The 22,547-nt window shown below is 74.0% G+C and carries 22 protein-coding genes; 9 read left to right on the top strand and 13 right to left on the bottom strand.

The annotated features are described in order from the left end of the window. Positions 1 to 672 (bottom strand): methyltransferase domain-containing protein, encoded by a 672-nt coding sequence (locus AB0I49_RS30250; RefSeq protein ID WP_363230304.1) that lies wholly within the window; start codon positions 670 to 672, stop codon positions 1 to 3. A gap of 154 nt (positions 673 to 826) precedes the next feature. Here AB0I49_RS30250 and AB0I49_RS30245 point away from each other — a divergent pair, with 154 nt between their 5' ends. Beyond that, positions 827 to 1,501: a GntR family transcriptional regulator gene (locus AB0I49_RS30245; RefSeq protein ID WP_363230303.1), complete on the top strand. Its 675-nt coding sequence runs from the start codon at positions 827 to 829 to the stop codon at positions 1,499 to 1,501. A gap of 12 nt (positions 1,502 to 1,513) precedes the next feature. Here AB0I49_RS30245 and AB0I49_RS30240 read toward each other — a convergent pair whose 3' ends face one another. Next, the gene (locus tag AB0I49_RS30240) at positions 1,514 to 2,008 is read right to left on the bottom strand and encodes a MarR family winged helix-turn-helix transcriptional regulator (RefSeq protein ID WP_363230302.1); all 495 of its coding nucleotides are present in this window, start codon (positions 2,006 to 2,008) and stop codon (positions 1,514 to 1,516) included. Positions 2,009 to 2,165: 157 nt separating this feature from the next. On the opposite strand from AB0I49_RS30240, the gene AB0I49_RS30235 reads away from it, so the two are divergent. The 3 genes from AB0I49_RS30235 to AB0I49_RS30225 all read left to right on the top strand — a co-directional run bounded on the left by AB0I49_RS30235 (position 2,166) and on the right by AB0I49_RS30225 (position 5,541). Beyond that, positions 2,166 to 3,236, top strand: coding sequence for an alkene reductase (locus AB0I49_RS30235; RefSeq protein WP_363230301.1), 1,071 nt, complete (start codon positions 2,166 to 2,168; stop codon positions 3,234 to 3,236). 106 nt (positions 3,237 to 3,342) lie between these two features. After that, positions 3,343 to 4,395 carry an aminotransferase class V-fold PLP-dependent enzyme gene (locus AB0I49_RS30230; RefSeq protein ID WP_363230300.1) on the top strand — a complete coding sequence of 351 codons (1,053 nt, stop codon included), beginning with the start codon at positions 3,343 to 3,345 and terminating at the stop codon, positions 4,393 to 4,395. A gap of 66 nt (positions 4,396 to 4,461) precedes the next feature. Then, the gene (locus AB0I49_RS30225) at positions 4,462 to 5,541 is read left to right on the top strand and encodes a methyltransferase (protein ID WP_363230299.1); all 1,080 of its coding nucleotides are present in this window, start codon (positions 4,462 to 4,464) and stop codon (positions 5,539 to 5,541) included. An 80-nt stretch (positions 5,542 to 5,621) separates the two neighbouring features. On the opposite strand, the gene thpD is transcribed toward AB0I49_RS30225, so the two are convergent. The 4 genes from thpD to ectA all read right to left on the bottom strand — a co-directional run bounded on the left by thpD (position 5,622) and on the right by ectA (position 8,947). Beyond that, positions 5,622 to 6,524, bottom strand: a complete 903-nt coding sequence (gene thpD / locus AB0I49_RS30220) for an ectoine hydroxylase (protein WP_363230298.1) — start codon at positions 6,522 to 6,524, stop codon at positions 5,622 to 5,624. 35 nt (positions 6,525 to 6,559) lie between these two features. Next, entirely contained in the window at positions 6,560 to 6,982 is a 423-nt protein-coding gene (locus AB0I49_RS30215) for an ectoine synthase (protein WP_363230297.1), read from the bottom strand. A 75-nt stretch (positions 6,983 to 7,057) separates the two neighbouring features. Continuing rightward, entirely contained in the window at positions 7,058 to 8,326 is a 1,269-nt protein-coding gene (gene ectB, locus AB0I49_RS30210) for a diaminobutyrate--2-oxoglutarate transaminase (protein WP_363230296.1), read from the bottom strand. Between the two features lie 72 nt (positions 8,327 to 8,398). Continuing rightward, a complete protein-coding gene (gene ectA / locus AB0I49_RS30205) occupies positions 8,399 to 8,947 on the bottom strand; it encodes a diaminobutyrate acetyltransferase (RefSeq protein WP_363230295.1) in 549 nt (182 codons plus the stop codon). Positions 8,948 to 9,441: 494 nt separating this feature from the next. Here ectA and AB0I49_RS30200 point away from each other — a divergent pair, with 494 nt between their 5' ends. Further along, entirely contained in the window at positions 9,442 to 10,551 is a 1,110-nt protein-coding gene (locus tag AB0I49_RS30200; protein ID WP_363230294.1) for an amidohydrolase family protein, read from the top strand. A 169-nt stretch (positions 10,552 to 10,720) separates the two neighbouring features. Here the strand turns inward: AB0I49_RS30200 and AB0I49_RS30195 are convergent, their stop codons facing one another. After that, a complete protein-coding gene (locus AB0I49_RS30195; protein ID WP_363230293.1) occupies positions 10,721 to 11,758 on the bottom strand; it encodes a bile acid:sodium symporter family protein in 1,038 nt (345 codons plus the stop codon). A gap of 314 nt (positions 11,759 to 12,072) precedes the next feature. On the opposite strand from AB0I49_RS30195, the gene AB0I49_RS30190 reads away from it, so the two are divergent. The 3 genes from AB0I49_RS30190 (at position 12,073) to AB0I49_RS30180 (ending at position 14,622) form a co-directional block, all read left to right on the top strand. Beyond that, positions 12,073 to 13,086 carry an SCO1860 family LAETG-anchored protein gene (locus tag AB0I49_RS30190; RefSeq protein ID WP_363230292.1) on the top strand — a complete coding sequence of 338 codons (1,014 nt, stop codon included), beginning with the start codon at positions 12,073 to 12,075 and terminating at the stop codon, positions 13,084 to 13,086. Between the two features lie 256 nt (positions 13,087 to 13,342). Beyond that, on the top strand, positions 13,343 to 13,705 hold the full coding sequence (locus tag AB0I49_RS30185) for a peptidase inhibitor family I36 protein (RefSeq protein ID WP_363230291.1): 363 nt from the start codon (positions 13,343 to 13,345) through the stop codon (positions 13,703 to 13,705). Between the two features lie 113 nt (positions 13,706 to 13,818). Then, complete coding sequence (locus tag AB0I49_RS30180; RefSeq protein ID WP_363230290.1) at positions 13,819 to 14,622, top strand: hypothetical protein; 804 nt, start codon at positions 13,819 to 13,821, stop codon at positions 14,620 to 14,622. Positions 14,623 to 14,722: 100 nt separating this feature from the next. Here AB0I49_RS30180 and cobC read toward each other — a convergent pair whose 3' ends face one another. From cobC to AB0I49_RS30165, 3 genes are all read right to left on the bottom strand, one after another. Then, entirely contained in the window at positions 14,723 to 15,859 is a 1,137-nt protein-coding gene (cobC, locus tag AB0I49_RS30175) for an Rv2231c family pyridoxal phosphate-dependent protein CobC (protein ID WP_363230289.1), read from the bottom strand. Further along, complete coding sequence (locus AB0I49_RS30170; protein WP_363230288.1) at positions 15,852 to 16,667, bottom strand: sirohydrochlorin chelatase; 816 nt, start codon at positions 16,665 to 16,667, stop codon at positions 15,852 to 15,854. The genes cobC and AB0I49_RS30170 overlap by 8 nt, the downstream gene beginning before the upstream one ends. 132 nt (positions 16,668 to 16,799) lie before the next feature. Then, positions 16,800 to 17,279 (bottom strand): cobalamin biosynthesis protein, encoded by a 480-nt coding sequence (locus tag AB0I49_RS30165; RefSeq protein ID WP_363230287.1) that lies wholly within the window; start codon positions 17,277 to 17,279, stop codon positions 16,800 to 16,802. A gap of 127 nt (positions 17,280 to 17,406) precedes the next feature. Between AB0I49_RS30165 and AB0I49_RS30160 the strand changes: the two genes are divergently transcribed. Beyond that, the gene (locus AB0I49_RS30160; RefSeq protein WP_363230286.1) at positions 17,407 to 18,132 is read left to right on the top strand and encodes a ZIP family metal transporter; all 726 of its coding nucleotides are present in this window, start codon (positions 17,407 to 17,409) and stop codon (positions 18,130 to 18,132) included. Positions 18,133 to 18,164: 32 nt separating this feature from the next. Here AB0I49_RS30160 and AB0I49_RS30155 read toward each other — a convergent pair whose 3' ends face one another. Genes AB0I49_RS30155 through AB0I49_RS30145 form a run of 3 tightly spaced genes read right to left on the bottom strand, consistent with a single transcriptional unit; the run spans position 18,165 to position 22,470 of the window. After that, the gene (locus AB0I49_RS30155) at positions 18,165 to 19,736 is read right to left on the bottom strand and encodes a cobyrinate a,c-diamide synthase (RefSeq protein ID WP_363230285.1); all 1,572 of its coding nucleotides are present in this window, start codon (positions 19,734 to 19,736) and stop codon (positions 18,165 to 18,167) included. Beyond that, positions 19,733 to 20,329 carry a cob(I)yrinic acid a,c-diamide adenosyltransferase gene (cobO, locus tag AB0I49_RS30150; protein ID WP_363230284.1) on the bottom strand — a complete coding sequence of 199 codons (597 nt, stop codon included), beginning with the start codon at positions 20,327 to 20,329 and terminating at the stop codon, positions 19,733 to 19,735. The genes AB0I49_RS30155 and cobO overlap by 4 nt, the downstream gene beginning before the upstream one ends. After that, entirely contained in the window at positions 20,329 to 22,470 is a 2,142-nt protein-coding gene (locus AB0I49_RS30145) for a putative cobaltochelatase (RefSeq protein WP_363230283.1), read from the bottom strand. The genes cobO and AB0I49_RS30145 overlap by 1 nt, the downstream gene beginning before the upstream one ends. Positions 22,471 to 22,547: the final 77 nt, after the last annotated feature.

The following is a 22,547-nucleotide window of genomic DNA, read 5'->3' as shown; positions in this document are numbered from 1 at the left end:
CTAAGCCGCCCGGCGCATGATCAGCTGGACCCTGAGGTCCGTGCCGCCGTCGAGCGTCGGCGTCACGTCCCGCCGCTCCTCGGCCGCCGTGAAGCCATGGCGGCCGAAGAGTTCGTGGAAGCGCTCCGGCGGCTGGTGCTGGAACGTCCCGCCGTCCTCGATGCGGAAGACGCCGTACGTGCCGGTGCTCGCCTCCTGCGCGCGGTAGCGGTCGCGGCTGCGCTCGTCGGTCTGGAGCGGCACGTCGCTGACGTACACGACGCCGCCGGGCCGCACGAGCCGGGCCAGTTCCGCGACCGCGGACTCCTGCGCGACCGGGTCGGGGGCCGAGGTGAGGACGGCGAAGAGGAGCGCCGCGTCGAACGACGCGTCCGCGAACGGCAGCGGCGGCGCGCCCATCCGGGTCAGGCGCAGCTCCGGGCGGGCCGCGAGGCCCCGGGCGATGAGCGCCGCCGACGGATCGACGCCCCGCACGTCGCGGTAGCCCGATGCGGTGAGCTCCAGGACCAGCCGGCCGTACCCGCAGCCGTAGTCGAGAATCCGCCCGTCCACGGGCAGATGGGCGGCGAGCAGCTCCGGATCGAGCGGATGGGTGAAGGTGTGGGCGGCCCCGGCGGACTCCCAGTACTCGCGCGTGCGCCCTGTCTGCCGTACGTCACGGGGATGCGTCATGCGCCGGGAGGCTACCGGCAAGCGCACGGCGCGGGGAGTGCGCCCGGCGGGGCGGGAGCGGCGCCCGTACGGGCGCGCGAGCGGGCCGCGCGCCGCCACCCGCTTGGGGCCGGCGCCGGGCGTAACAGGGGCCGCATCGGTGCACACTGGACATATGTCCCAGGAGAACGCCCCGGTGGACCGCGTCCACGCCGAGTTGCGGGCACGGGTGCTCGACGGCACCTTCCTCAGCGGCGCGGTGCTCTCGGTGGAGGCCGTCGCCGACCGGCTCGGGGCCGACGCGGACCTGGTCCGGGAGGCGTTCCGGCGGATGAGCGACGAGGGGTACCTCCAGCTGGTCGCCGAGCGCGGCGCGCTGGTGGCGCCCGTATCGCTGGGCGAGGCCCGGTGCGTGATGGAGGCGCGGCTGCTCATCGAGCTGTTCGCGCTGGACACGGTGGCGGCCCGCGGCCACAACGAACTGCGCCGGCTGGGCGAGCGGCTGTACGCGCTGGAGGACGAGGTGCCGGCGGGCCCGTCGCCGTCGTCCGCGCAGGCCCTCGTCATCGGCCGCGCCTTCCACGGCGAACTCGTCGAGGCCGGCGGCAACCCGGTCCTGGCCTCGATGCACGCCGCCCTCTGGGGCCAGGGACTGCGCGTCTCCGCCGCCTCGATCGCGGGCCCCGGCCACGCGGCGGACGACATCGCGGAGCACGAGGCCATCGCCCTGGCCATGGGCGCGGGCCACGGCGGCGAGGCCCGCGAGCTGCTGCACCGGCACATCTCGGGGGTGCTGCGCCGCCTCGGCCTCGGCGACGAGTTCACGCTTCCGCGGCCGGCGGGCACGTAGCGGCGCGGAGTTCTAGCGGGCCGCCGCTGCTGCCGCGGACCGGCACAGATTGCCCTCCACGCGCGCGAGCAGCCGGGTGAGTTCGCGGCGCTCGTCCGCGCCGAGGCCGGCGAGCGTCTGCTCCTCCAGCTCCAGCCAGGCCCGCTCGACGTCCGCGCGCAGCGCGTGGCCCGATTCCGTCGCCTCGACGCGCATCGCGCGGCCGTCGACCGGGTCGGGGGTGCGGGTCACCAGTCCGGCCTGCTCCAGGCGCTGCACCATCCGGGTCACCGTCGACGCGTCCAGCGCCAGCGTCTTGATCAGCTCCGCCTGCCGCTGGGGGCCCTGGTCCCACAGCAGCATCATCAGGAATTCCTGGCCGGGGTGGAGGCCGACGCGGCGCAGCAGGCGGCCCGCCGCCGCGCGGTGCAGCCGGGCGATTCTGGGGACGGCGTGGCTGGTCACGGCGGGTGCGGCGGCCGGCGTGGCGGGGGAGTCCGGACAGGGAACGTCGTCGGTCGGTGTCATGACGGGCCTCCATGGCGTACGGGCGGCGCTCCTCGGCTCTCGGGGCGCCCGCGCCCGCTCCAGATTACTTTGGCCGGCCAAGGAATGCCCTGCGGCGCCGAGCGGTTATCCGGTCGGCCGACCGTGTAAAGCGATCGCATACCTCCTGGAGGACCCCGTGACCACCGCCTTCGACCCCCTCGAACTCGGCGCCGTCCGCCTCGCCAACCGCATCGTCATGGCCCCGATGACCCGCAGCCGCGCCTTCGGCCCCGGCGCCACGCCGACGGACTCCGTCGCCACGTACTACGCGCAGCGCGCCTCCGCCGGGCTGATCATCACCGAGGGCACCCACCCCTCCGCCGTCGGCCAGGGCTACCCCGACACCCCCGGCCTGCACAGCGCCGCCCAGGTCGCCGCCTGGCGCAAGGTCACCGACGCCGTGCACGCGGCCGGCGGCCGGATCTTCGTCCAGCTCATGCACACCGGGCGCATCGGCCACCCCTCCCTGCTGCCGGACGGGCTCGTTCCGGTGGGCGCCTCCGCCGTCCCGGCGGCCGGGCAGGTCTACACCCACGAGGGCCCCAAGGACTTCGTCACGCCTCACGTCCTCACCGAGGACGAGATCCGCGCGACCGTCGCCGACTTCGTGAGCGCGGCCCGCAACGCGATCGCCGCGGGGTTCGACGGCGTCGAACTGCACGGCGCCAACGGCTACCTCATCCACCAGTTCCTGGCCCCGAACACCAACCGCCGCACCGACGCCTGGGGCGGCTCCGACGAGAACCGCGTCCGCTTCGCCGTCGAGACCGCCCGTGCCGTCGCCGCCGAGATCGGCGCCGACCGCACGGGGCTGCGCGTCTCGCCCGGAAACCCCTACAACGACATCGACGAGCCCGCCCCCGAAGCCGTCTACACCGCCCTCGTCAAGGCGGTCGACCCGCTCGGCCTCGCCTATCTGCACGTCGTCGAGGGCCGCGACCGCGAACTGACCCTCACCCTCCGCAAGCAGTTCAGCGGCGTCTTCCTGCTCAATCCGGGCACGGTCGGCCGCCCCACCGGCGCCGAGGAGCTGCCCCTCGTCGAGGACGGCACCGCCGACGCGCTCGCCTACGGGGCGCTCTTCCTCGCCAACCCGGACCTGCCGGCGCGCCTCGCGGCCGGCGGCCCGTACAACGCGCCGGACCGGGCCACGATGTTCGGCGGCGCGGACGAGGGCTACATCGACTACCCCGCGCTGACGCGCTGACGGCCTGACGGCTCCGGGCCCCGTCGGCGAACTCCCGCCGTACGCGCCCCGGTCCGGCCCGGCGGACCGTGGACGCGGCGGCGGTCCGCCGCGCATAGTCGCCACCATGGAGAAACTCGCGACCACGCTCTTCGCGCCCGAGACGACCTACCTCAACACCGCCTCCGCCGGCCTGCTGCCCGCCACCGCCGTCGCCGCCATGACCGGGGCCGTCGAGGACACCGCGGCCGGCCGCTCCCTCACCGTCCACTACGAGGCGGTCGAGGCGGCGCGCGCCTCGTACGCCCGGCTCGTCGGCGTGCCGCCGGAGCGCGTCGCCGCGGGCGGGTCCGTCGCGGTCTACGGCGGACTGATCGCCCAGTCCCTGCCGCCCGGGTCCGAAGTCCTGGTCGCCGAGGGCGACTTCAGCTCCCTCGTCAACCCCTTCCACATGCGCCCCGACCTCACCGTGCGCACCATGCCGCTGGAGAAGCTCCCCGACGCCGTACGGCCCGGCACGGCGCTCGTCGCCGTCAGCGCCGTGCAGTCGGCGGACGGCCGGATCGCGGACCTCGACGCCATCGCGGCGGCGGCCGGGGCCCACGGCGCCCGCACGTTCATCGACGTGAGCCAGGCGGCCGGCTGGCTGCCGGTGGACGCGGACGCCTACGACTACACGGCGGCGGTCTGCTACAAGTGGCTCCTCTCCCCGCGCGGCACCGCCTTCCTCACCACCCCCGCCGACCCCACCGCCACCCCGCTCACCCCCTCCTTCGCCGGCTGGGTCTCCGGCGAGAAGCCCTGGGACAGCTGCTACGGCCCCGTCGAGGAACTCGCCCGCTCCGCCCGCCGCTTCGACGAGAGCCCCAGCCTCTACTCGTACGTCGCCGCCCGGCACTCGCTCGCCCTCATCGAGGAGCTCGGCGTCGACGCCATCGGCGCCCACGACCGCGCCCTCGCCGACCGCTTCCGCCGCGGCCTCGCCGACCTCGGCCACACCCCCGTACCCTCCGAGGGCTCGGCCATCGTCTCCGTCCCCGCCCTCGGCCACCAGGCCCCCCGCCTCGCCGACCGAGGCATCCAGCTCTCCAACCGCGCGGGCAACCTCCGCGCCGCCTTCCACCTCTACAACACCGAAGCCGACGTGGACCGGCTGCTGGAAGTGGCCGGAACAGCCTGAGCGGGTACGGACGCACTGATCGCCGAATCCGGCCGATCACCGCTGACGCCCACGAGGAGAGCCACCATGCAGTACCCACGCACTGAGCGGGACCAAGCCGCTTCCCCGGACCGCATCCTCGACGTCGGGCTGGGCTTCCAGGCGGCGAAGGTCCTGCTCAGCGCGGTCCGCCTCGACCTGTTCACGGTGCTGGCCGAGCGCCCCATGCCGTACGAGGAACTGCGCGTCCGGCTCGACCTGCACCCGCGCTCCGCCCGCGACTTCCTGGACGCGCTCGTGGCGCTCGGCATGCTGCACCGCACCGGCGGCGACCTCGACGGCGCGGACGGCCCGGCAGACGACCGCGGCACCTACGCCAACACGCCCGCCACCGCCCGCTATCTGGACCGCGGCCAGTCCACCTACATCGGCGGCTTCCTGGAGATGGCCGACAACCGCCTGTACGACTTCTGGGGCGGCCTCGCCGAGGCGCTGCGCACCGGAGAGCCGCAGAACGAGGTCAAGAAGAGCCGGGAGGGCGGCGACCTCTTCGACTCCCTCTACGAGGAGCCCGCCCGGCTCACGGAGTTCCAGCAGGCCATGACCGGTCTCTCCGCCCGCTCCGCGCACGCCATCGCCGAAGCCTTCGACTGGTCCGGCCGCCGGACCGTCGCCGACATCGGCTGCGCCGAGGGCGCGCTGCTCACCCAGCTGCTGCGCGTGCGCCCCCACCTGGAGGGCATCGGCTTCGACCTGCCGGCCGTCGCCGGGAACTTCCACGGCCGCCTGAGAAGCAGCGGCCTCGCCGACCGCCTCTCCTTCATCGGCGGCGACTTCCTCACCGGGCCGCTGCCCACCGCCGACGTGCTGATCTTCGGCCACGTCCTGCACGACTGGGACCTGCCCACCAAGCGCATGCTGCTCCGCAAGGCGTACGAGGCGCTGCCCGAGGGCGGGGCGGTCATCGTCTACGAGTCGCTGATCGACGACGACCGGCGCCAGAACGCGACCGGGCTGCTGATGAGCCTCAACATGCTCATAGAGACCACGGGCGGCTTCGACTTCACCGGCGCGGACTGCCGGCGCTGGCTGGCCGAGGCCGGGTTCGGGGAGAACTGGGTGCGCCATCTGGCGGGGGCCCAGTCGATAGCCGTCGGCGTCAAATGACCGCGCGCCCGTGGGCGGTCCCTCTGGTGAGGGGCCGCCCACGGGCGCGTCATACCAGGTGGCGCCGGTTCACACGGGCACTACTTCACGGGCGTGAACGGGGCTCGGGCGCCGATGAAGGACGGGCGGGGCACCGGGGCCGCGAAGGGCTCCACCGCCGGGTTCTCCATGCTGTTGAAGACGATGAAGACATTGCTGCGCGCGAAGGGCGTGATGTTGTCGCCCGACCCGTGCATGCAGTTGCAGTCGAACCAGGTCGCCGAGCCGGCCGGGCCCGTGAAGAGCTTGATGCCGTGCTTCTCGGCGAAGCCGGTGAGGGCCTCGTCCGAGGGGGTCCCGGCGTCCTGCATCTTCAGCGACTGCTTGTAGTTGTCCTTCGGCGTCTCGCCCGCGCACCCCAGGAACGTCCGGTGCGAGCCCGGCATGATCATGAGGCCGCCGTTGGTGTCGTAGTTCTCGGTCAGCGCGATCGAGACCGACACGGTCCGCATGTTCGCCAGCCCGTCCTCGGCGTGCCAGGTCTCGAAGTCCGAGTGCCAGTAGAAGCCACTGGCCCCGAACCCCGGCTTGACGTTGATCCGGGACTGGTGGACGTACACGTCCGAGCCCAGGATCTGCCGGGCGCGGTCCACCACCCGTGGATCGCTGACCAGGCCGGCGAACACCTCGCTGAGCCGGTGCACCTCGAACACCGACCGCACCTTCTGCGACTTCGGCTCGATGATCGAGCGCTCGTCGGCCCGTACGGCCGGATCGGCGATCAGCCGGTCGAGCTCGGCGCGGTAGACCTCGACCTCGTCCGGGGTGATGAGCTGATCGACGGCGAGGAAGCCGTCCCGCTCGTAGTCCCGCAGCTCCGCCGCGTCTATCGGCCCCGGAGCCCCAGGGTCGGACCACACCACCGGGTCCTGGCGCTGGGTGGTCACCTCGCTCGTGCCACGGGTGGGGTACAGGTCAGTGGTGCGCTCGGGGGCGGTGGTCATGATCTCTCCTCTCTTGGGCCTGCGGGGCTCGGGTTTCAGCTGCTGACGGTCTCCGGTACGGACTCCGGCTCGGTCAGCAGGGGGTAGACGCCGTTCTCGTCGTGGTCCTCACGGCCGGTGACCGGCGGGTTGAAGACGCAGACGCAGCGGAAGTCGGTCTTCGGGCGCATGGTGTGCTTCTCGTGCCCGTCGAGCAGGTACATGGTGCCGGGCGTGATGAGGTGCTTCTCGCCGGTCTCCTCATTGGTGAGCTCGGCCTCGCCCTCCACGCACAGGACCGCCTCGATGTGGTTGGCGTACCACATCGACGTCTCGGTGCCGGCGTAGAGCACGGTCTCGTGGAGCGAGAAGCCCACCCGCTCCTTGGCCAGCACGATGCGCTTGCTCTCCCAGGTGCCGGTCGCCGCCTTGACGTGCCGGTCGGTGCCCTCGATGTCCTTGAAGGATCGGACGATCACGGTGCGGTGCTGCCTTTCTCTCGTACGTACATACTGCGCTCGTCGCGCCTGGCGCGCTCACCGCGCGTACTGCGGTCAGGCGGTCTCGTTGACCGCTCGGGCGAGGGTCCGCAGACCCTCGTCCAGCTCTTCGGGGGTGACGGTCAGCGCCGGGAGGAGCTTGATGACCTCGCTCTCCGGGCCGGACGTCTCGATCAGCAGGCCGAGTTCGAAGGCGCGCCGGGCCACCGCCGTGGCGCGCGACTTGTCGGTGAACTCCAGGCCCCAGACCAGGCCGCGGCCGCGGTACTCGGCGCCGAGCCGCACGTGCTCCTCGCAGATCGCGCGCAGCGCCTGCTCGACCTGCTCGCCGCGGGCGAGGGTCTGCTTCTCGGTCTGGCCGTCGGCCCAGTAGGTGTCCAGGGCCGCGGCCGCGGTGACGAAGGACGGGTTGTTGCCGCGGAAGGTGCCGTTGTGCTCGCCCGGCTCCCAGACGTCCAGCTCCGGCTTGAAGAGCGTCAGCGACATCGGCATCCCGTAGCCGCCGATGGACTTCGACAGGGTCACGATGTCCGGGGTGATGCCCGCCTCCTCGAACGAGAAGAAGGCACCCGTACGGCCGCAGCCCATCTGGATGTCGTCGACGATGAGCAGCATGTCGCGGCGCTTGCACAGGTCGGCGAGGGCCCGCAGCCACTCGGGACGGGCGACGTTGATGCCGCCCTCGCCCTGCACCGTCTCGACGATGACGGCGGCGGGGGTGTTCAGGCCGGAGCCCTGGTCCTCCAGCAGCCGCTCGAACCACAGGAAGTCCGGGACGCGGCCGTCGAAGTAGTTGTCGAACGGCATCGGGGTGCCGTGCACCAGCGGGATGCCCGCGCCGGCCCGTTTGAAGGCGTTGCCGGTGACCGCGAGCGAGCCGAGCGACATGCCGTGGAAGGCGTTGGTGAACGACACGATCGACTCGCGGCCCTTGACCTTGCGGGCCAGCTTGAGCGCGGCCTCCACGGCGTTGGTGCCCGTCGGGCCGGGGAACATGACCTTGTACGGCAGGTCGCGCGGGCGCAGGATCATGTTCTGGAAGGACTCCAGGAACGCGCGCTTCGCGGTGGTGCCCATGTCCAGGCCGTGCGTGACGCCGTCCCGCGCGATGTAGTCGATCAGCGCGCGCTTGAGCACCGGGTTGTTGTGGCCGTAGTTGAGGGCGCCGGCGCCGGAGAAGAAGTCGAGGTAGGTGTGGCCGTCCTCGTCGTACATGTAGCTGCCCTGGGCACGGTCGAAGACGGCGGGCCAGCTGCGGCAGTAGCTGCGCACCTCCGACTCCAGGGTCTCGAAGACGCTCAGGGCGGGCGGGGTGATGGTCACAGCGTTCTCCTGGGAGACGAATCGCGAGGGGGTGAGTGAGAAGCGATGGGGGGTGCCGGGGGAGGGGCTGCCTCAGACCACGATCGGGCCGATGCGGTGCAGCACCTCCGGCTCGTGACCGGTGTCCGGGAACAGCTCGGCGCCGAAGAGGTCTTCGCGCTCCAAGCGGGCGCCGTGCCGTTCGGCGAACGAGGCGAACAGCCGGTTGGAGGGGGCGTTGTCGGCCGTGATCGTGGTCTCGACCTCGTCGACGCCCGGCTCCCGGGCGGTCCGCTCCACCAGTCCGTCCAGCAGCGCGGCGGCGAGCCCCCGGCCGCGGTGCGCGCGGTCGACGGCGATCTGCCAGACGACCAGGGTGCGCGGGCGCTCGGGGCGTATGTAGCCGGTCACGAAGCCGACCGGCTCGCCGCCCTCGGACCGGGCCACCGCCGAGGTGGCGGCGAAGTCGCGGCACCACAGGAGGTAGCTGTACGAGGAGTTGAGATCCAGCACCTCGGAGTCGCGGGCGATGCGCCAGATCGCGGCTCCGTCCTCCAGACATGGAGTGTCGAGCTTCAGCCCCTCCGGCATTTCGAGAAATTCGCAGCGGGCACGTGCAAGGTCTGCTTGTGCGGCGGTCATGCGGATTGAATTTACCGAGCTAAATTTGAAATTGCATCGCGGGTAGGGGTTACGCAGGATGCGCTTTTGTGTTAACGCGCGGGGGCCCGCGAGCGCGCGGCTCGCCTGCAAGATGTGGCGGTTTGTCCGGTATTTTCTGGGCAATCCGGGCGTGTTGTGGAGTGTGTCACATCTGGGTAACGGTCTTGAGATTCCCTGGAATTACGCCATCCGGCGTTAGCGGAATCTTGGTGTTTAAGGTCCGGGAAAGCGGGCAGAAGAATGCGGGAAGCTGCGCTTAATAGGATTCTAGGGATGGAATAAATAATTCATCAATAGGGATTGGAGTGCGGGTTGCGGGAAGGGATCCGGGGCGAGTCCGGAAGGAGCCTGGAAGGAGTCCGCGAGGGGCCGCGGAAGACGCCGCGAGAAACCGGGGAAGGCGCCGGGCGCGATTGCGCGCCGCCCGCGGGCGCCCTACGCACACGCGTGTTCGGGCTCGTACAGTGCCGTCCATGAGCGAGAGCGCTGCGGTGTCGGAGACGCCGGTGTTGCACATCAAGGGACGGGTGCTGGTCGGCGCGGAGGACGTACGCGACGAGCTGTGGGTGATCGACGGCCGCGTCACCTACGAGCGGCCGCGCGGCGCGCGCGAGACCACCCTCATCGAGGGCTGGACCCTGCCCGGCCTCGTCGACGCCCACTGCCACGTCGGCCTCGACGAGCACGGCCCGGTCGACGCCTCGACCAGCGAGAAACAGGCGGTGACCGACCGCGACGCGGGCGCGCTGCTGCTGCGCGACGCCGGCTCGCCCTCCGACACCCGCTGGATCGACGACCGCGACGACCTGCCGCGCATCATCCGCGCGGGCCGGCACATCGCCCGCACCCGCCGCTACATCCGCAACTACGCGCACGAGATCGAGCCGGAGGACCTCGTCGCCTACGTGGCACGGGAGGCCCGCAACGGCGACGGCTGGGTCAAGCTCGTCGGCGACTGGATCGACCGCGAGACCGGCGACCTGTCGGCCTGCTGGCCGCGCGGCGAGGTAGAGGCCGCCATCGCGGAGGCGCACCGGCTCGGCGCGCGCGTCACCGCGCACTGCTTCGCCGAGGAGACGCTGGCCCCGCTGGTCGAGGCGGGCATCGACTGCGTCGAGCACGCCACCGGGCTGACCGAGGAGACGATCCCGCTGTTCGCCGAGCGCGGCGTCGCGATCGTCCCCACGCTCGTCAACATCGCCCTCTTCCCCCGGCTCGCGACGGGCGGCGAGCGGAAGTTCCCGCGCTGGGCCGCCCATATGCGGCGGCTGCACGAGCGGCGGTACGAGACGGTGCGCGCGGCGTACGACGCGGGCGTGCCGGTCTACGTCGGCACGGACGCGGGCGGCGCGCTGGCCCACGGGCTCGTCGGCCAGGAGGTCGCCGAACTGGTCAAGGCCGGCATCCCGGCGTCCGCCGCGCTGCACGCCGCCGCCTGGGGCGCCCGCCAGTGGCTCGGCCGCCCGGGCCTGGAGGAGGGCGCCCCGGCCGACCTGGTCGTCTACGGGACGGACCCGCGGGCGGACGTACGGGTGCTGGGGTCACCGGACCGGGTGGTGCTGCGGGGGAGGGTGATCCGCTGAGGCGGGCGGGGCCGCGGGATGGGCCCGTCGGGGCGCGGGCCGGATGCGTACGGGACCTTTGCCCGAGACCGGTTTCGTGCGGGGCCGGTTCCGTACGGGACTTTCGTATGGGACCGGGTTCGTACGGGCCGGCTTCCGATCGGGGGCGGTCGCGGGACAGCGGTCGGGGTTACTCCGCGCGGCGGGACGAGCGGCCCATCCAGGCCGCCGCCAGCGCGCCCGAGATGTTGTGCCAGACGGAGAAGACCGCCGCCGGCAGCGCGGCCGCCGGGCTGAAGTGGGCGGTGGCCAGGGAGGCGGCGAGGCCGGAGTTCTGCATGCCGACCTCGAAGGCCATCGCCCTGCTGCCCGGACGGCCGAGCCGGGCCAGCTTGCCGGAGGCGTAGCCGAGGGCGAGGCCCAGCCCGTTGTGGAGGATGACGGCGACGAAGACGAGCGCCGCCGCGTCCATGATGAGCCGGGCGCTGCCGGCGACCACCGTCAGCACGATGACGGCGATGGTGACCGCCGAGACCCACGGCAGCACCCGCAGCACCTTGTCGATGTAGCGACTCGCCACCAGCCGGACCAGCACGCCCAGCAGCACCGGCGCCAGCACCGTCTTGAGGATGTCGGTGACCATCGCCCCCGCGTCGACGTGCAGGAACTGGTCCGCGAGCAGCAGCGTCAGCGGCGGCGTGACGAGCGGTGCGACGAGCGTCGAGACCGTGGCGACCGAGACCGACAGGGCCACGTCGCCGCGCGCCAGGTAGGTGACGACGTTGGAGGCCGTGCCGCTCGGCGCGCAGCCGACCAGGATCACCCCGGCGGCGAGCTGCGGCGGCAGGTCGAGCACGGTGGCGATGAGCCAGCCCAGCCCCGGCATGATCACGTAGTGCGCCACCAGCCCGATCGCGACCGCCCACGGGCGCTTGGCGACGGCGGTGAAGTCCGGCAGCGTCAGGGTGAGCCCCATCGAGAACATCACGACGCCGAGCAGGTACGGGACCGCGGGCGCCCAGCCGGTGAAGGGCGAGGGGAGGGCGAGTCCGAGCGCCCCGGCCGCGAGGACGAGCAGCGGGAAGACCGTTACCGCGAGGCGCGCGGCCCGGTCGGCGGCGGGGGAGCCGTCCTCGGGGGCGGGCGGCGCGGGGGCGGTCGCGGGGGGAGCCTCGGTGGGCTGGCCCGTCTGCTGGTCCGTCTGCTGGTCGGTCTGCTCATGTGACACAGAACGGCACTTTAGCGATGACCTGCGTATATCGAACAAGTGGTTCGCATCGTGGACCGGGCGGCGTGCGGATGCGGCGGCCTCGGTGACGGGGCGTGACGTGAGGGCCGGGGGAGCAGGGCGCGGTTGGGGGGCCGGGAGCGCCAGGAGAATCGAATCCAGGTGCGGAAACCACCCTTTGGAATGAACTGACGCCAGGTAGCTGTCCGTTCACCCTCAGTGCGTCAAACATGACGGGGTCCAAGCCGTCGGCCGGCGATGTCCCCCATTGGCCGCGCCGGCGGCTCCATGCCTCATGTGGGGGTCCCACACGCATGCCCAGCACCGCCAGCTTCTCCTTCGGCCTGCCCGTACGCCGTCTCGCGTCGGTCGCCGCGGCCACCGTGCTCGCCGCCGGACCGGCCGTCCTCTCCGGAGCCGCACCGGCACACGCCGCACCCGCCACCGGCCACGGCGCCGGTAACGGCGCCGGAAGCGGCACCGCCGACGGCGCCTCCAACGGCGGCGGCAAGGCCGGCGCGGTCGTCCTCCGGGCGGGGCTCGACGTCTCGCTCCTCAACAAGGCCGTCGACGTGCCGCTGTCCGCCTCCCTCAACGAGGTCCACGCACCCGCCGAGGCCGCCAAGACCGCGCTCAGCGTCACCGTGGACGGCGTCGACCGCGGAAACCCCGTCCACGTGCTCCGCGCCGACGTGGCCACGGCGCGCGCCACGGCCGACCGGCACGCCGCGCGGGGGTACGCCAACCTGGCGCACGCCAAGGTGCACGTACCGGGCCTGCCGCTGCTCCCCCTCATCGAGGTCCAGCAGGTCACGTCCAAGGCAGTGTGCGAGGCGGGCCGCAAGCCGACCGCCGCGTCGAACGTGCTCGGCGACGTGTCGGTGCTCGGCAAAAAGGTCACTCTCTCGGCGGCGGGCACGACCAAGGTGGAGGTGCCGGGCGTCGGCGAGGTCCGGCTCGACCTGTCGAAGACCTCGACCACGTCGCGCACCGCGGCGGCGACCGCGCTCGAACTCGACGTCGCGGTCAACCCGCTGAAGCTCAACGTGGCGGACGTGAAGGGCAGAGTCACCCTCGCCCGGGCCACCTGCGAGACGCCCAGGGCCGCCACCTCCCCGAGCCCCTCCGCCCCCGCCCCCAGCACCCCGGCCGCCCCGGCCCCCAAGCCCCAGACGGGCTCCGGCCACGCCCCCGCCGACCTCGCCGAAACCGGCGGCAACGCCCTCACCCCGTACCTGGCCGGCGGCGCCGCCCTCCTGGTCGCGGCAGGCGCCGGCACCCTCATCGCCCTCCGCCGCCGGTCCGCCGCCACAGGGGGACGCGGCTGAGGCCGACAGCGCGAAGCGCCGGAGGGGGCTTGAACTCGTCGCTCCCTCCGGCGTCAGTCGCCCCTTCCGGCGTCAGTCGCTCCCTCCGGCGTCAGGGGCGACGGGCGATGCGTGCCCTGGCCACACGTCAAGGGGAGCGACTTCGCCACTCACAGCCGGTTTCCGGTCGCCCCGGTCGGAAGCATGTCGTCCGCCGAGGCCGCCGCGAATCCTGTGGGGCGGTCCACCGGTGACCCGTGTGACGCAAGGGGGAACGATGATCAAGAAGTTGCTCACCTCCGCTGCCGCCCTGGCCATGGCGGCGAGCGGCGCGGCCGTCGCGATCGCCGCCCCGGCGAACGCGGCGGCGTGCCCGTCCACCAAGCTCTGTGCCTACCTGAGCAAGAACTACGCGGGTGACCCCGGAGAGGTGGCGGGCGATAACTCGAACCTGCTCCAGTACAACAAGTTCAACAACGCCCTCTCGGTGTCCAACAGCGGCACCCAGTGCACGGTGCGCATCTTCAGCAAGACCGGCTATGCCGGCAGCCACGTCGACATCAAGCGCGGCTACGGCATAGGCGACCTGACGGGGACCGCGTACTACAAGAACGTCGCCTCCAACCGCTGGTGCCCGTGACCCGTACGCGCGGCAGAACCACCGTGGTGGCCGTGTTATCGGCGTTATCGGCGCTGCTGACGGTGGCCGGGTGCTCCGACGCACCTGGCCACCGGGCGTCACAGCCGTTGCCGGTGCCCCTGCATGGCGCCGCGCTGCCGACGCCCGCCGAGGAACGCGCGCTGCACCGGGCCGAGGAGCGCGCGGTCGCCGCGTGCATGCGAGGGGCGGGGTTCGAGTACCAGGAGGTGCCGGCCGCCCCGACGCCGTCCGTCAATCCGTACGGGCTGGTGACCCGCGAGGGCGCCCGGCAGGACGGATACGGCTTGACGAGTGCCGCGCTCGCCGGGCCCGGCGCCGATCCCAACACCCGGCTCACCGGCGGCTGGTCCGTCGAGCGGCGGACCCGTTGGGAGCGCGCGCTCGTGGGCACGGCCCCGCACGAGCGCACCATCGCCGCCCCCGGCGCCCCCTCGCTCCGGGTCAACACGGACGGCTGCGTCTACCGGAGCCAGGCCACGCTCTACGGACGCCGCTGGGAGGAGGACCGCCTCGCCCTGGAAGGGGTGAACGCGAAGGTCATCGACACGGTGACGAAGTCGCCGCGATACGTCCAGGCACGTCGGGCCTGGGCGCGGTGCATGCGCGACGAGGACGAGTCGTACGCCTCGCCCGACGATGCCCGCGGGGCGGTGCAGGAACTGCTCGCCGAGGCGAAGGGCGATGCGGATGACCTGCGCCGCACGGCGCGCAGGGAACTCGAACTCGCCGGACGCGACGCCGCGTGCCAGGACTGGAGCGAGCTGCCCGCGGCGGTCCGGGCGTCGCAGCGCGAGGCGGAGACTCGCCTGCCCGACAGCGCGCGCCGCCTCGCCGCCCGCGTGTCCGCCGCGCGGGAGCGCGTCGTCCGCGCCGAGGAGTCCGCGCCGCCTCGCTGACCGCCGCCGTACTCGACCGGCGCCGGCCGGCGGACGGCCACCGTCGGGCTCTCCAGGAACACGCGGCCCCACATGCCCCCGGCAGCCCTGTCCTCACCTCTCACCCCTCGCCCAGCGCCTTGGCCAGTGCCACCGCGAAGCGGTCCGTGGTGGCGCGGTCGCGGACGGCCAGGCGGAGGTGGTCCGGGCCGAGGCCCGGGAAGGTGTCGCCGCGGCGGGCGGCGAAGCCGAGTTCGCGGAGGCGGGAGCGGACGCGGGAGGCGTTCGGCAGGCGGATCAGCAGGAAGGGGCCCGCCGCCGGTTCGTACACGCGCACCTCCTCGAACTCCGCCAGCCGCGCCGTCAGATGGGCCCGGTCCGAGGCGATGCGGTGCGCGGCGTGGCCCGCTTCCGCGAGGGCCGGGGGAGCGCTGCACGCCTCGGCCGCCGCGAGGGCCGGGGTCGAGACCGGCCACAGCGGCTGCGCGCCCGCCAGCGCGGAGACCGTGCCGGGCGCGGCCAGTACGTAGCCGATGCGCAGCCCGGCCAGGCCCCAGGTCTTGGTGAGGCTGCGCAGCACGACCAGGCCGGGCAGGTCCGTGCGCGCCGCCAGGGACTCGCTCTCGCCCGGCACCGCGTCCATGAACGCCTCGTCCACCACCAGCGTCCGGCCCGGCCGGGCGAGCCGGGCGATGGCGTCGGCGGGGTGCAGTACGGACGTGGGGTTGGTGGGGTTGCCGATGACGACCAGATCGGCGTCGGCGGGCACCGCGTCCGGCGCGAGGCGGAACCCGTCGCGCTCGTCGAGCACCACCCGTTCCACGTCGTGCCCCGCGTCCCGCAGCGCCGCCTCCGGCTCCGTGAACTGCGGATGCACGACGACCGGCCGCCGGGCCGGCAGGGCGCGCGCGACGAGGACGAACGCCTCCGCCGCGCCCGCCGTCAGCAGCACCCGCTCGGCCCCGAGCCCGTGCCGCACCGCCACCGCGTCCCGCGCCGCGCGCCCGTCCGGGTACGCCGCGAGCCCGTCCAGCGAGGCCGCGATCCGCTCCTTGAGCCAGACCGGCGGCGTGCCGGACCGTACGTTCACGGCCAGATCCGTCAACTCCGCCCCGCTGTCGCGCACTTCGGCGTCCCCGTGGTGCCGGAGATCGTGCGTCGGCGCCGCCGGGCCCTGCGTCCCCGGACTCTGCGTGCCTGGACCCCGCGTCCCCGGGCCCTGCGCCGCCGGGCTCCGGTCCGCCGTCGTCCTACGCATGAGCGCCCACCGTTTCCTCGTAGCGCCCCACGACTTCCTCGTAACGCCCCACGACCAGTTCGACCAGCTCCTCCGCCGGACCGATCGCCTCCGCCGCGACTACCTCCACCTCGGGATGGGCCGCCGCCCACCCCTCCGTCTGCATCCGCACCCGGTCCGGCAGCGCCCCGGAGAAGAGCACGTACGGCAGCACGACGATCCGCCGCGCACCCAGCCGCACGCAGCGGTCGAGCCCGGAGGGCACATCGGGGGCGGCCAGCGACACGAACGCCGTCTCCACGCCCGCGTAGCCCCGCCCCTCCCACAGCAGCCGCGCCGCCCGGTGCGCCTCGGCGTTGGCCTCCGCGTCGGCCGACCCCCGGCCCACCAGCAGCACCGTCGTCGCCGCCCGGTCCGAGGGCGTACGGGACGTACGGGCCGCCCCGTCCAGCGCCTCGTCCAGCCGCCGCTCCAGCACCGCCAGCAGCTCGGGCTCCGGGCCGAGCGGGCGGCCGCAGGCGTAGCCGACGCCGGGGTACGGGGCCAGCGCGCGCTTCAGCGCGGCCGGCACCCCGCCGGGGCCGGCGTCGCCCGGCCCGTCCGAGGCCAGCGCAAGCGGTACGGCGGTGATGCGGCCGGCGCCCTCCCCGACGAGGGCGGCGACCGCCTCGTCGAGCTGCCGCGGGTCGCGCCGCCCGACGAGCGTGCCCGCGACGGCGACTCCGGGGGCCCGGCCGCTCAACGCCCGGACGACCTCCCGGAACGCCTCGGCCTCCGCCTCGTCGGGGGTGCCGTGGCCGGCGATGAGCAGCGCTGGCGGGGTGGTCACTCGATCTCCTCCGTGCTGAATTCCGTGCTGGGACTGCGTGCTGGACTGCGTGCTGATTCCGTGCTGGGGCGGGGGCCAGGGTGAGGGCCGGGTCGGGGGGCCGGGTTCCGGGCGTACGGCCGACCCCAGACGTTACTTTCGGGCCGGCGTCCCCGTGCGGGCAGGTCCGTACCGCTTCCCGCCCGAACCGTCCGACCCGCCCGCGCCCCGCGCGACGGCGCAGGTCACCCTCGCGGGCCCGGCCGCCGGAGCGGACTTCCGCTTGCCCACCACGAGCGCGCCGCCCGCCCCCGCCGCGAGCAGCGCCGCCGCCTCGGCCACGCTCGGCGTCCCCACGGCCGCGAGCGCAGCGCCGGACGGATGCGGCACCTCGACGCGGGCCAGCGCCCCGGCCCCGTACCCGAGCAGCTCCACCCCGAGGTGCGCGGCGGCGGCCACGAGCCCGGCCTCCGCCGTCTTCGTATCGGCCGTCGCCAGCGCGGCGACCTCCTCGGGGGCGACCCCCGCCTCGGCCAGGACCCGGCCGATCAGGTCGAGCACCTCCGCCGCCTCGGCCCCGCTGGACGCGCCCAGCCCGACGAAGACCGAGGGGGCGCGGCCGTGCGGCGTCATGGCGGGCTCCTCTCGTGCGGTGGAAGGGATGGAATCGCGTCCGTCGGACATGCGGGGGAGGGCCGGGGTCAGTAAGCAGGGATCAGCACGTGGCGAAGCCGAGACAGTCAAGAGAAGAGGTGCACCCGTGCCGGTGGTCATAGCCTTGGGGGCGTTCCTGATGACGCTGCTCGGCGGCTGGACCGCCCAGCGCGTCACCGACCGGCGGCACCTGGTGCTCGGGCTCGCGGGGGGCCTGATGCTCGGCGTCGTCGGCCTCGATCTGCTCCCCGAGGCGCTGGAGGCCGCCGACCGCGAGGTCTTCGGCGTCCCGGCCGCCCTGCTCTGCTTCGTGCTCGGCTTCCTCGCCGCCCACGCCGTGGAACGGCTGCTCGCCGTCCGCAAGGCCGCCCACGGCCTCGACCCCGACGAACGCGTGCCCCAGGTCGGCCTGACCGCCGCCACCGCGATGGTCGGGCACAGCGTCATGGACGGCGTCGCCATCGGCGCGGCCTTCCAGGTGGGCGGCGGGGTGGCGGCGGCCGTGGCGCTCGCCGTGATCGCCCATGACTTCGCCGACGGGTTCAACACGTACACGATCACCAGCCTGTACGGGAACGCGCGGCGCAAGGCCGTCCTGATGCTCTGCGCGGACGCGCTGGCCCCCCTCGTCGGCGCGGCCTCGACGCTGCTGTTCACCCTTCCGGAGCAATTGCTCGGAATCTACCTCGGCTTCTTCGGCGGCGTACTGCTCTACCTCGCCACCTCGGACATCCTCCCCGAGGCCCACCACGACCACCCGGCTCTGTCCACGCTGGCCTGCACGGCGGCCGGGGTGGGCTTCATCTGGCTGGTCGTCGGCATCGCCGCCTGAAAGCGCCTCGGCACGCGCGGCCGTCCGTACGGTCACCGGCGCGGCCCGGACACGCCGGCCACACCGGCCACACCGGCCACGAACCGCCGTGCCGTCCCCGGCGCGCCCGCCCAGTGCACATGCAGGTACGAGGCGTGGACCGAGCCCTGTACGAAGCCCTCGACGCGCCGCTCCGGGTGGGTGAGCCCCCACGCCGGGGCCGCGCCCGCGCCCGGCTCGATCACGGTGCGGTGGAACTCGTGCCCGCGCACCCGCTGCCCGGCCGCCGCCAGCGGGTTGTCCGCGACGGCTACCGCCTCGCGGTACCCGAGCGTCAGCCGCTCCGACATCCGCGCGGCGGCGGGCAGCACCCCGCACATCGGCTTCTCGTCCAGTGAGCGCGCCAGATACAGCAGCCCGGCGCACTCGGCGGCGATCGGCGCCCCGGACGCGGCCAGCTCCGCCACGGCCTTGCGCAGCCGCTCGTTCGCCGACAGCTCCGGCGCGTACATCTCGGGGAAGCCGCCGCCGATGACCAGCCCGCCGGCGCCCGGCGGCAGCTCCTCGTCCCGCAGCGGGTCGAAGGGCACGACCTCGGCCCCGGCGGCGGCGAGCAGCTCGGCGTGCTCGGCGTACGAGAACGAGAACGCGGCACCGCCCGCCACGGCGACCACGGGCCTGCCGGCCGGGGCGGCTCCGGGGCCGCTCGCGCCCGGCAGGCCCGCCACCGGTGCGCTGTCCGTCCTCGCCACACCCGACGCCGCCGATGCCGACGCCGACGCCGACGCACCGTCCGTCTCCGCCGCACCCGACGCCGCCGATGCCGACGCACCGTCCGTCCCCGCCGCACCCGAAGCAGTCGCGGAGACCACCGCCCCCCGCGCCTCCTCCGCCGGGTCCCACGCCGTCTCCGTCAGCGGCGGAGCGCTGCGGGCCAGGGCCAGCAGCGCCTCCATGTCGCACCCCTCGCGGACCTGCGCCGCCTGCGCGGCCACCGCTTCCAGCGCCTCCGCGTGGCGCTCGGCCGCCGGTATCAGGCCGAGGTGGCGGCTGGGCGTGCTCGCGGTCCGTACGCGCCGCAGCGCGCCCAGCACCGGCACGCCCGCGCCGTCGAGCGCCTCGCGCAGCAGGTGTTCGTGGCGGTCCGTGCCGACCTTGTTGAGGATGACGCCCGCGAGCCGGACCTCCGGGTCCCACGACGCGAAGCCGTGCACCAGCGCCGCCACCGACCGGGACTGCGACGACGCGTCGACGACGAGGACGACCGGCGCCCGCAGCAGCTTCGCGACGTGCGCGGTCGAGGCCAGTTCGCCCTGGCCGCTCGCCCCGTCGAAGAGCCCCATCACGCCCTCGACCACCGCGAGATCGCAGCCGCGCGCGCCGTGCAGGAAGAGCGGCGCGACCCGCTGCGGACCGCACAGGTACGCGTCCAGGTTGCGGCCCGGCCGCCCCGTGGCGAGCGCGTGGTAGCCGGGGTCGATGTAGTCCGGGCCGACCTTGTGCGGGGAGACCGCGAGCCCGGCCGCCGCGAAGGCCGCCATCAGGCCCGTGGCGACGGTCGTCTTGCCGCTCCCGGACGCCGGGGCGGCGATGACCAGGCGCGGGACGCCGCCGGGAACGTTCACCACTCGATGCCCCGCTGGCCCTTCTGGCCCGTGTCCATCGGGTGCTTGACCTTCGACATGTCGGTGACCAGATCGGCGAAGTCGACCAGCTCCGGCGGCGCGTTGCGGCCGGTGATGACGACGTGCTGGGCGCCCGGCCGGTCGCGCAGCACCGACACGACCTCGTTCACGTCCACCCACCCCCAGTGCATCGGGTAGGCGAACTCGTCGAGCACGTACAGCTTGTAGGTCTCCGCCGCCAGGTCCCGCTTGACCTGCTCCCAGCCCTCGCGCGCGGCCTCCTCGCTGGACGCCATGTCGCGCTGTACCCAGGACCAGCCCTCGCCCATCTTGTGCCAGGCGACGGTCCCGCCCTCGCCGGTGTCGCCGAGTACCTTCAGCGCGCGCTCCTCGCCGACCTTCCACTTCGCCGACTTCACGAACTGGAAGACCCCCACCGGCCAGCCCTGATTCCAGGCCCGCAGCGCGAGCCCGAAGGCGGCCGTCGACTTCCCCTTGCCGACGCCGGTGTGCACGAAGACCAGCGGCCGGTTGCGGCGCTGGCGTGTGGTGAGCCCGTCCTCGGGCACGACTGACGGCTGTCCCTTGGGCATTACGCGGCCTTCCGTGAGTTCTGTACGGTCCGGACGAGCGCGGAGACGCTGTCCGCGCGCAGTTCGTCGAGCGTCACGGCCGGGCCCCGCAGCTCGCGCGCGAGCTGCCCCGCCAGGCCCAGCCGCACCGGCCCGGCCTCGCAGTCCACGACCACCGACGCCGTGCCCCCGGCGGCCAGCAGCCGCGCCGCGCGGGTCGCCCGTACGACCGGCTCGGGCCCGCCCGTCGCCCGGCCGTCGGTCACCACGACCAGCAGCGGGCGGCGCGAGGGGTCCCGCATCCGCTCGACGCGCAGCACCTCGTGCGCGGTCAGCAGCCCGGCGGCCAGCGGCGTCCGGCCGCCGGTCGGCAGCTGCTCCAGGCGCGCCGCGCCCGCCTCCACCGAGGACGTCGGCGGCAGCGCGACCGCCGCCCCCGACCCCCGGAAGGTGACCATGCCGATCTTGTCCCGGCGCTGGTAGGCGTCGAGCAGCAGCGACAGCACCGCGCCCTTGACGGCGCTCATCCGCTTCCGCGCCGCCATCGACCCGGAGGCGTCCACGACGAACAGCACGAGATTGCCCTCGCGCCCCTCGCGCACCGCCTCCCGCAGATCGTCCCGGCGTACGAGGAGGCCCGGCCCGGACCGCCCGCGCACCCGCTGGTGGGGCGCGGCGGCCTGGACGGTGGCGGCCAGGTGCAGCTTGGACAGCGCGCCCCGGGGGCGGCGCGATCCGGTCGTGCGCCCGTGCGCCGTACGGGCCCGCGAGCGCCGGCCGTCCGCGCCCTCGCCCAGCCCCGGCACGTCCAGCCTGCGCGTCCGGAACGGATCGTCGGCGGCGACGGCCGCCGCCACCGGGCCCTCCGCGCCGTCACCGGCGTCCGCTTCGGGCCCGTGGTCCCCGCGGGGCTCCTGCGACTGGGGCTGCGGCTGGGGCGCGTCCTGCTGCTCGGCGCCCGACTCGCGCTGCCCGGGCAGCTCCGGGCCGTCGGGCCCGGCCCCGTCCTGGCGGTCCTGCGGCGCCCCGCCGCCGGGGCCGTCGTCCTCCGGGCCGCTGTCGCCCGGACCGCCCTCGTCGGGCCCGCCGTCGTCCGGGCCCTCGGGCTCCGGCTCCGGGTCGGGCTCCGGCTCGGGGTTGTCCTCCTCGAACTGCCGCAGGATCTCGTCGAGCTTCTCCTCGTCCAGCCCCGGCGCGTCGAAGGGGGCCCGCCGCCGCCGGTGCGGCAGCGCGAGCAGCGCGGCCTGCCGCACGTCCTCGGTCGCCACGTCGGAGCGGCCGGCCCACGCGGCCAGCGCCGTCGCGGTCCGCGCGGTCACGATGTCCGCGCGCATGCCGTCCACCTCGAACCCCGCGCACACCGCGGCGATCCGCCGCAGCGCGCCGTCCCCGAGCCGTACGGACGGCAGCAGCGCGCGCGCCGCCGCGATCCGCTCCCGCAGGGCGGACTCCTCGGCCGCCCACTTCGCGGCGAAGGCCGCCTGGTCCTCGTCGTACGCGAGGCGGCGGCGCACCACCTCGACCCGCTCGTCCGTGTCCCGCGAGGCCGCGACCTCCACCGTCAGGCCGAACCGGTCCAGCAACTGCGGGCGCAGCTCGCCCTCTTCGGGGTTCATCGTGCCGACGAGGAGGAAGCGGGACGCGTGCCGTACGGAGACGCCCTCGCGCTCGACGTACGAGGCGCCCGTGGCGGCCGCGTCCAGCAGCGCGTCGACCAGGTGGTCGCCCAGCAGGTTGACCTCGTCGACGTACAGCACGCCCCGGTGCGCGGCGGCCAGCAGGCCGGGCTCGAACGCTTTCACGCCCTCGGACAGCGCCCGCTCGATGTCGAGCGCGCCGACGAGCCGGTCCTCGGAGGCCCCGACGGGCAGTTCGACCATCTTCGCGCCGCGCGAGCCGGACGCCTCTTGCGCACCGCCCTCGTGCGGCCCGTCGGGGCACTGGGGGTCCGGGGCGGCGGGGTCGCAGGAGAACCGGCAGCCGGGCACGACCGCGACGCCGGGCAGCAGCGCGGTGAGGCCGCGTACGGTCGTGGTCTTCGCGGTGCCCTTGTCGCCCCGTACGAGCACACCGCCGATGGCGGGCGAGATGGCGTTGAGCAGCAGGCCCAGCCGCATGTCCTCCATCCCGACGACCGCGGTGAACGGGTAGGTGGTGCTCATCCGGTGATCACTCCTTCGAGTGGCCTGTGGCTTCTGGCTCGTTGGTGTCCGAGGGGTGTGCGGTATAGGGGCTCCGT

This window comes from Streptomyces sp. NPDC050617, assembly GCF_040654795.1.
Lineage (GTDB): Bacteria > Actinomycetota > Actinomycetes > Streptomycetales > Streptomycetaceae > Streptomyces.
The sequence above is the reverse complement of the archived record's forward strand: the minus strand, read 5'-3'. Positions and strand labels throughout refer to the sequence as shown.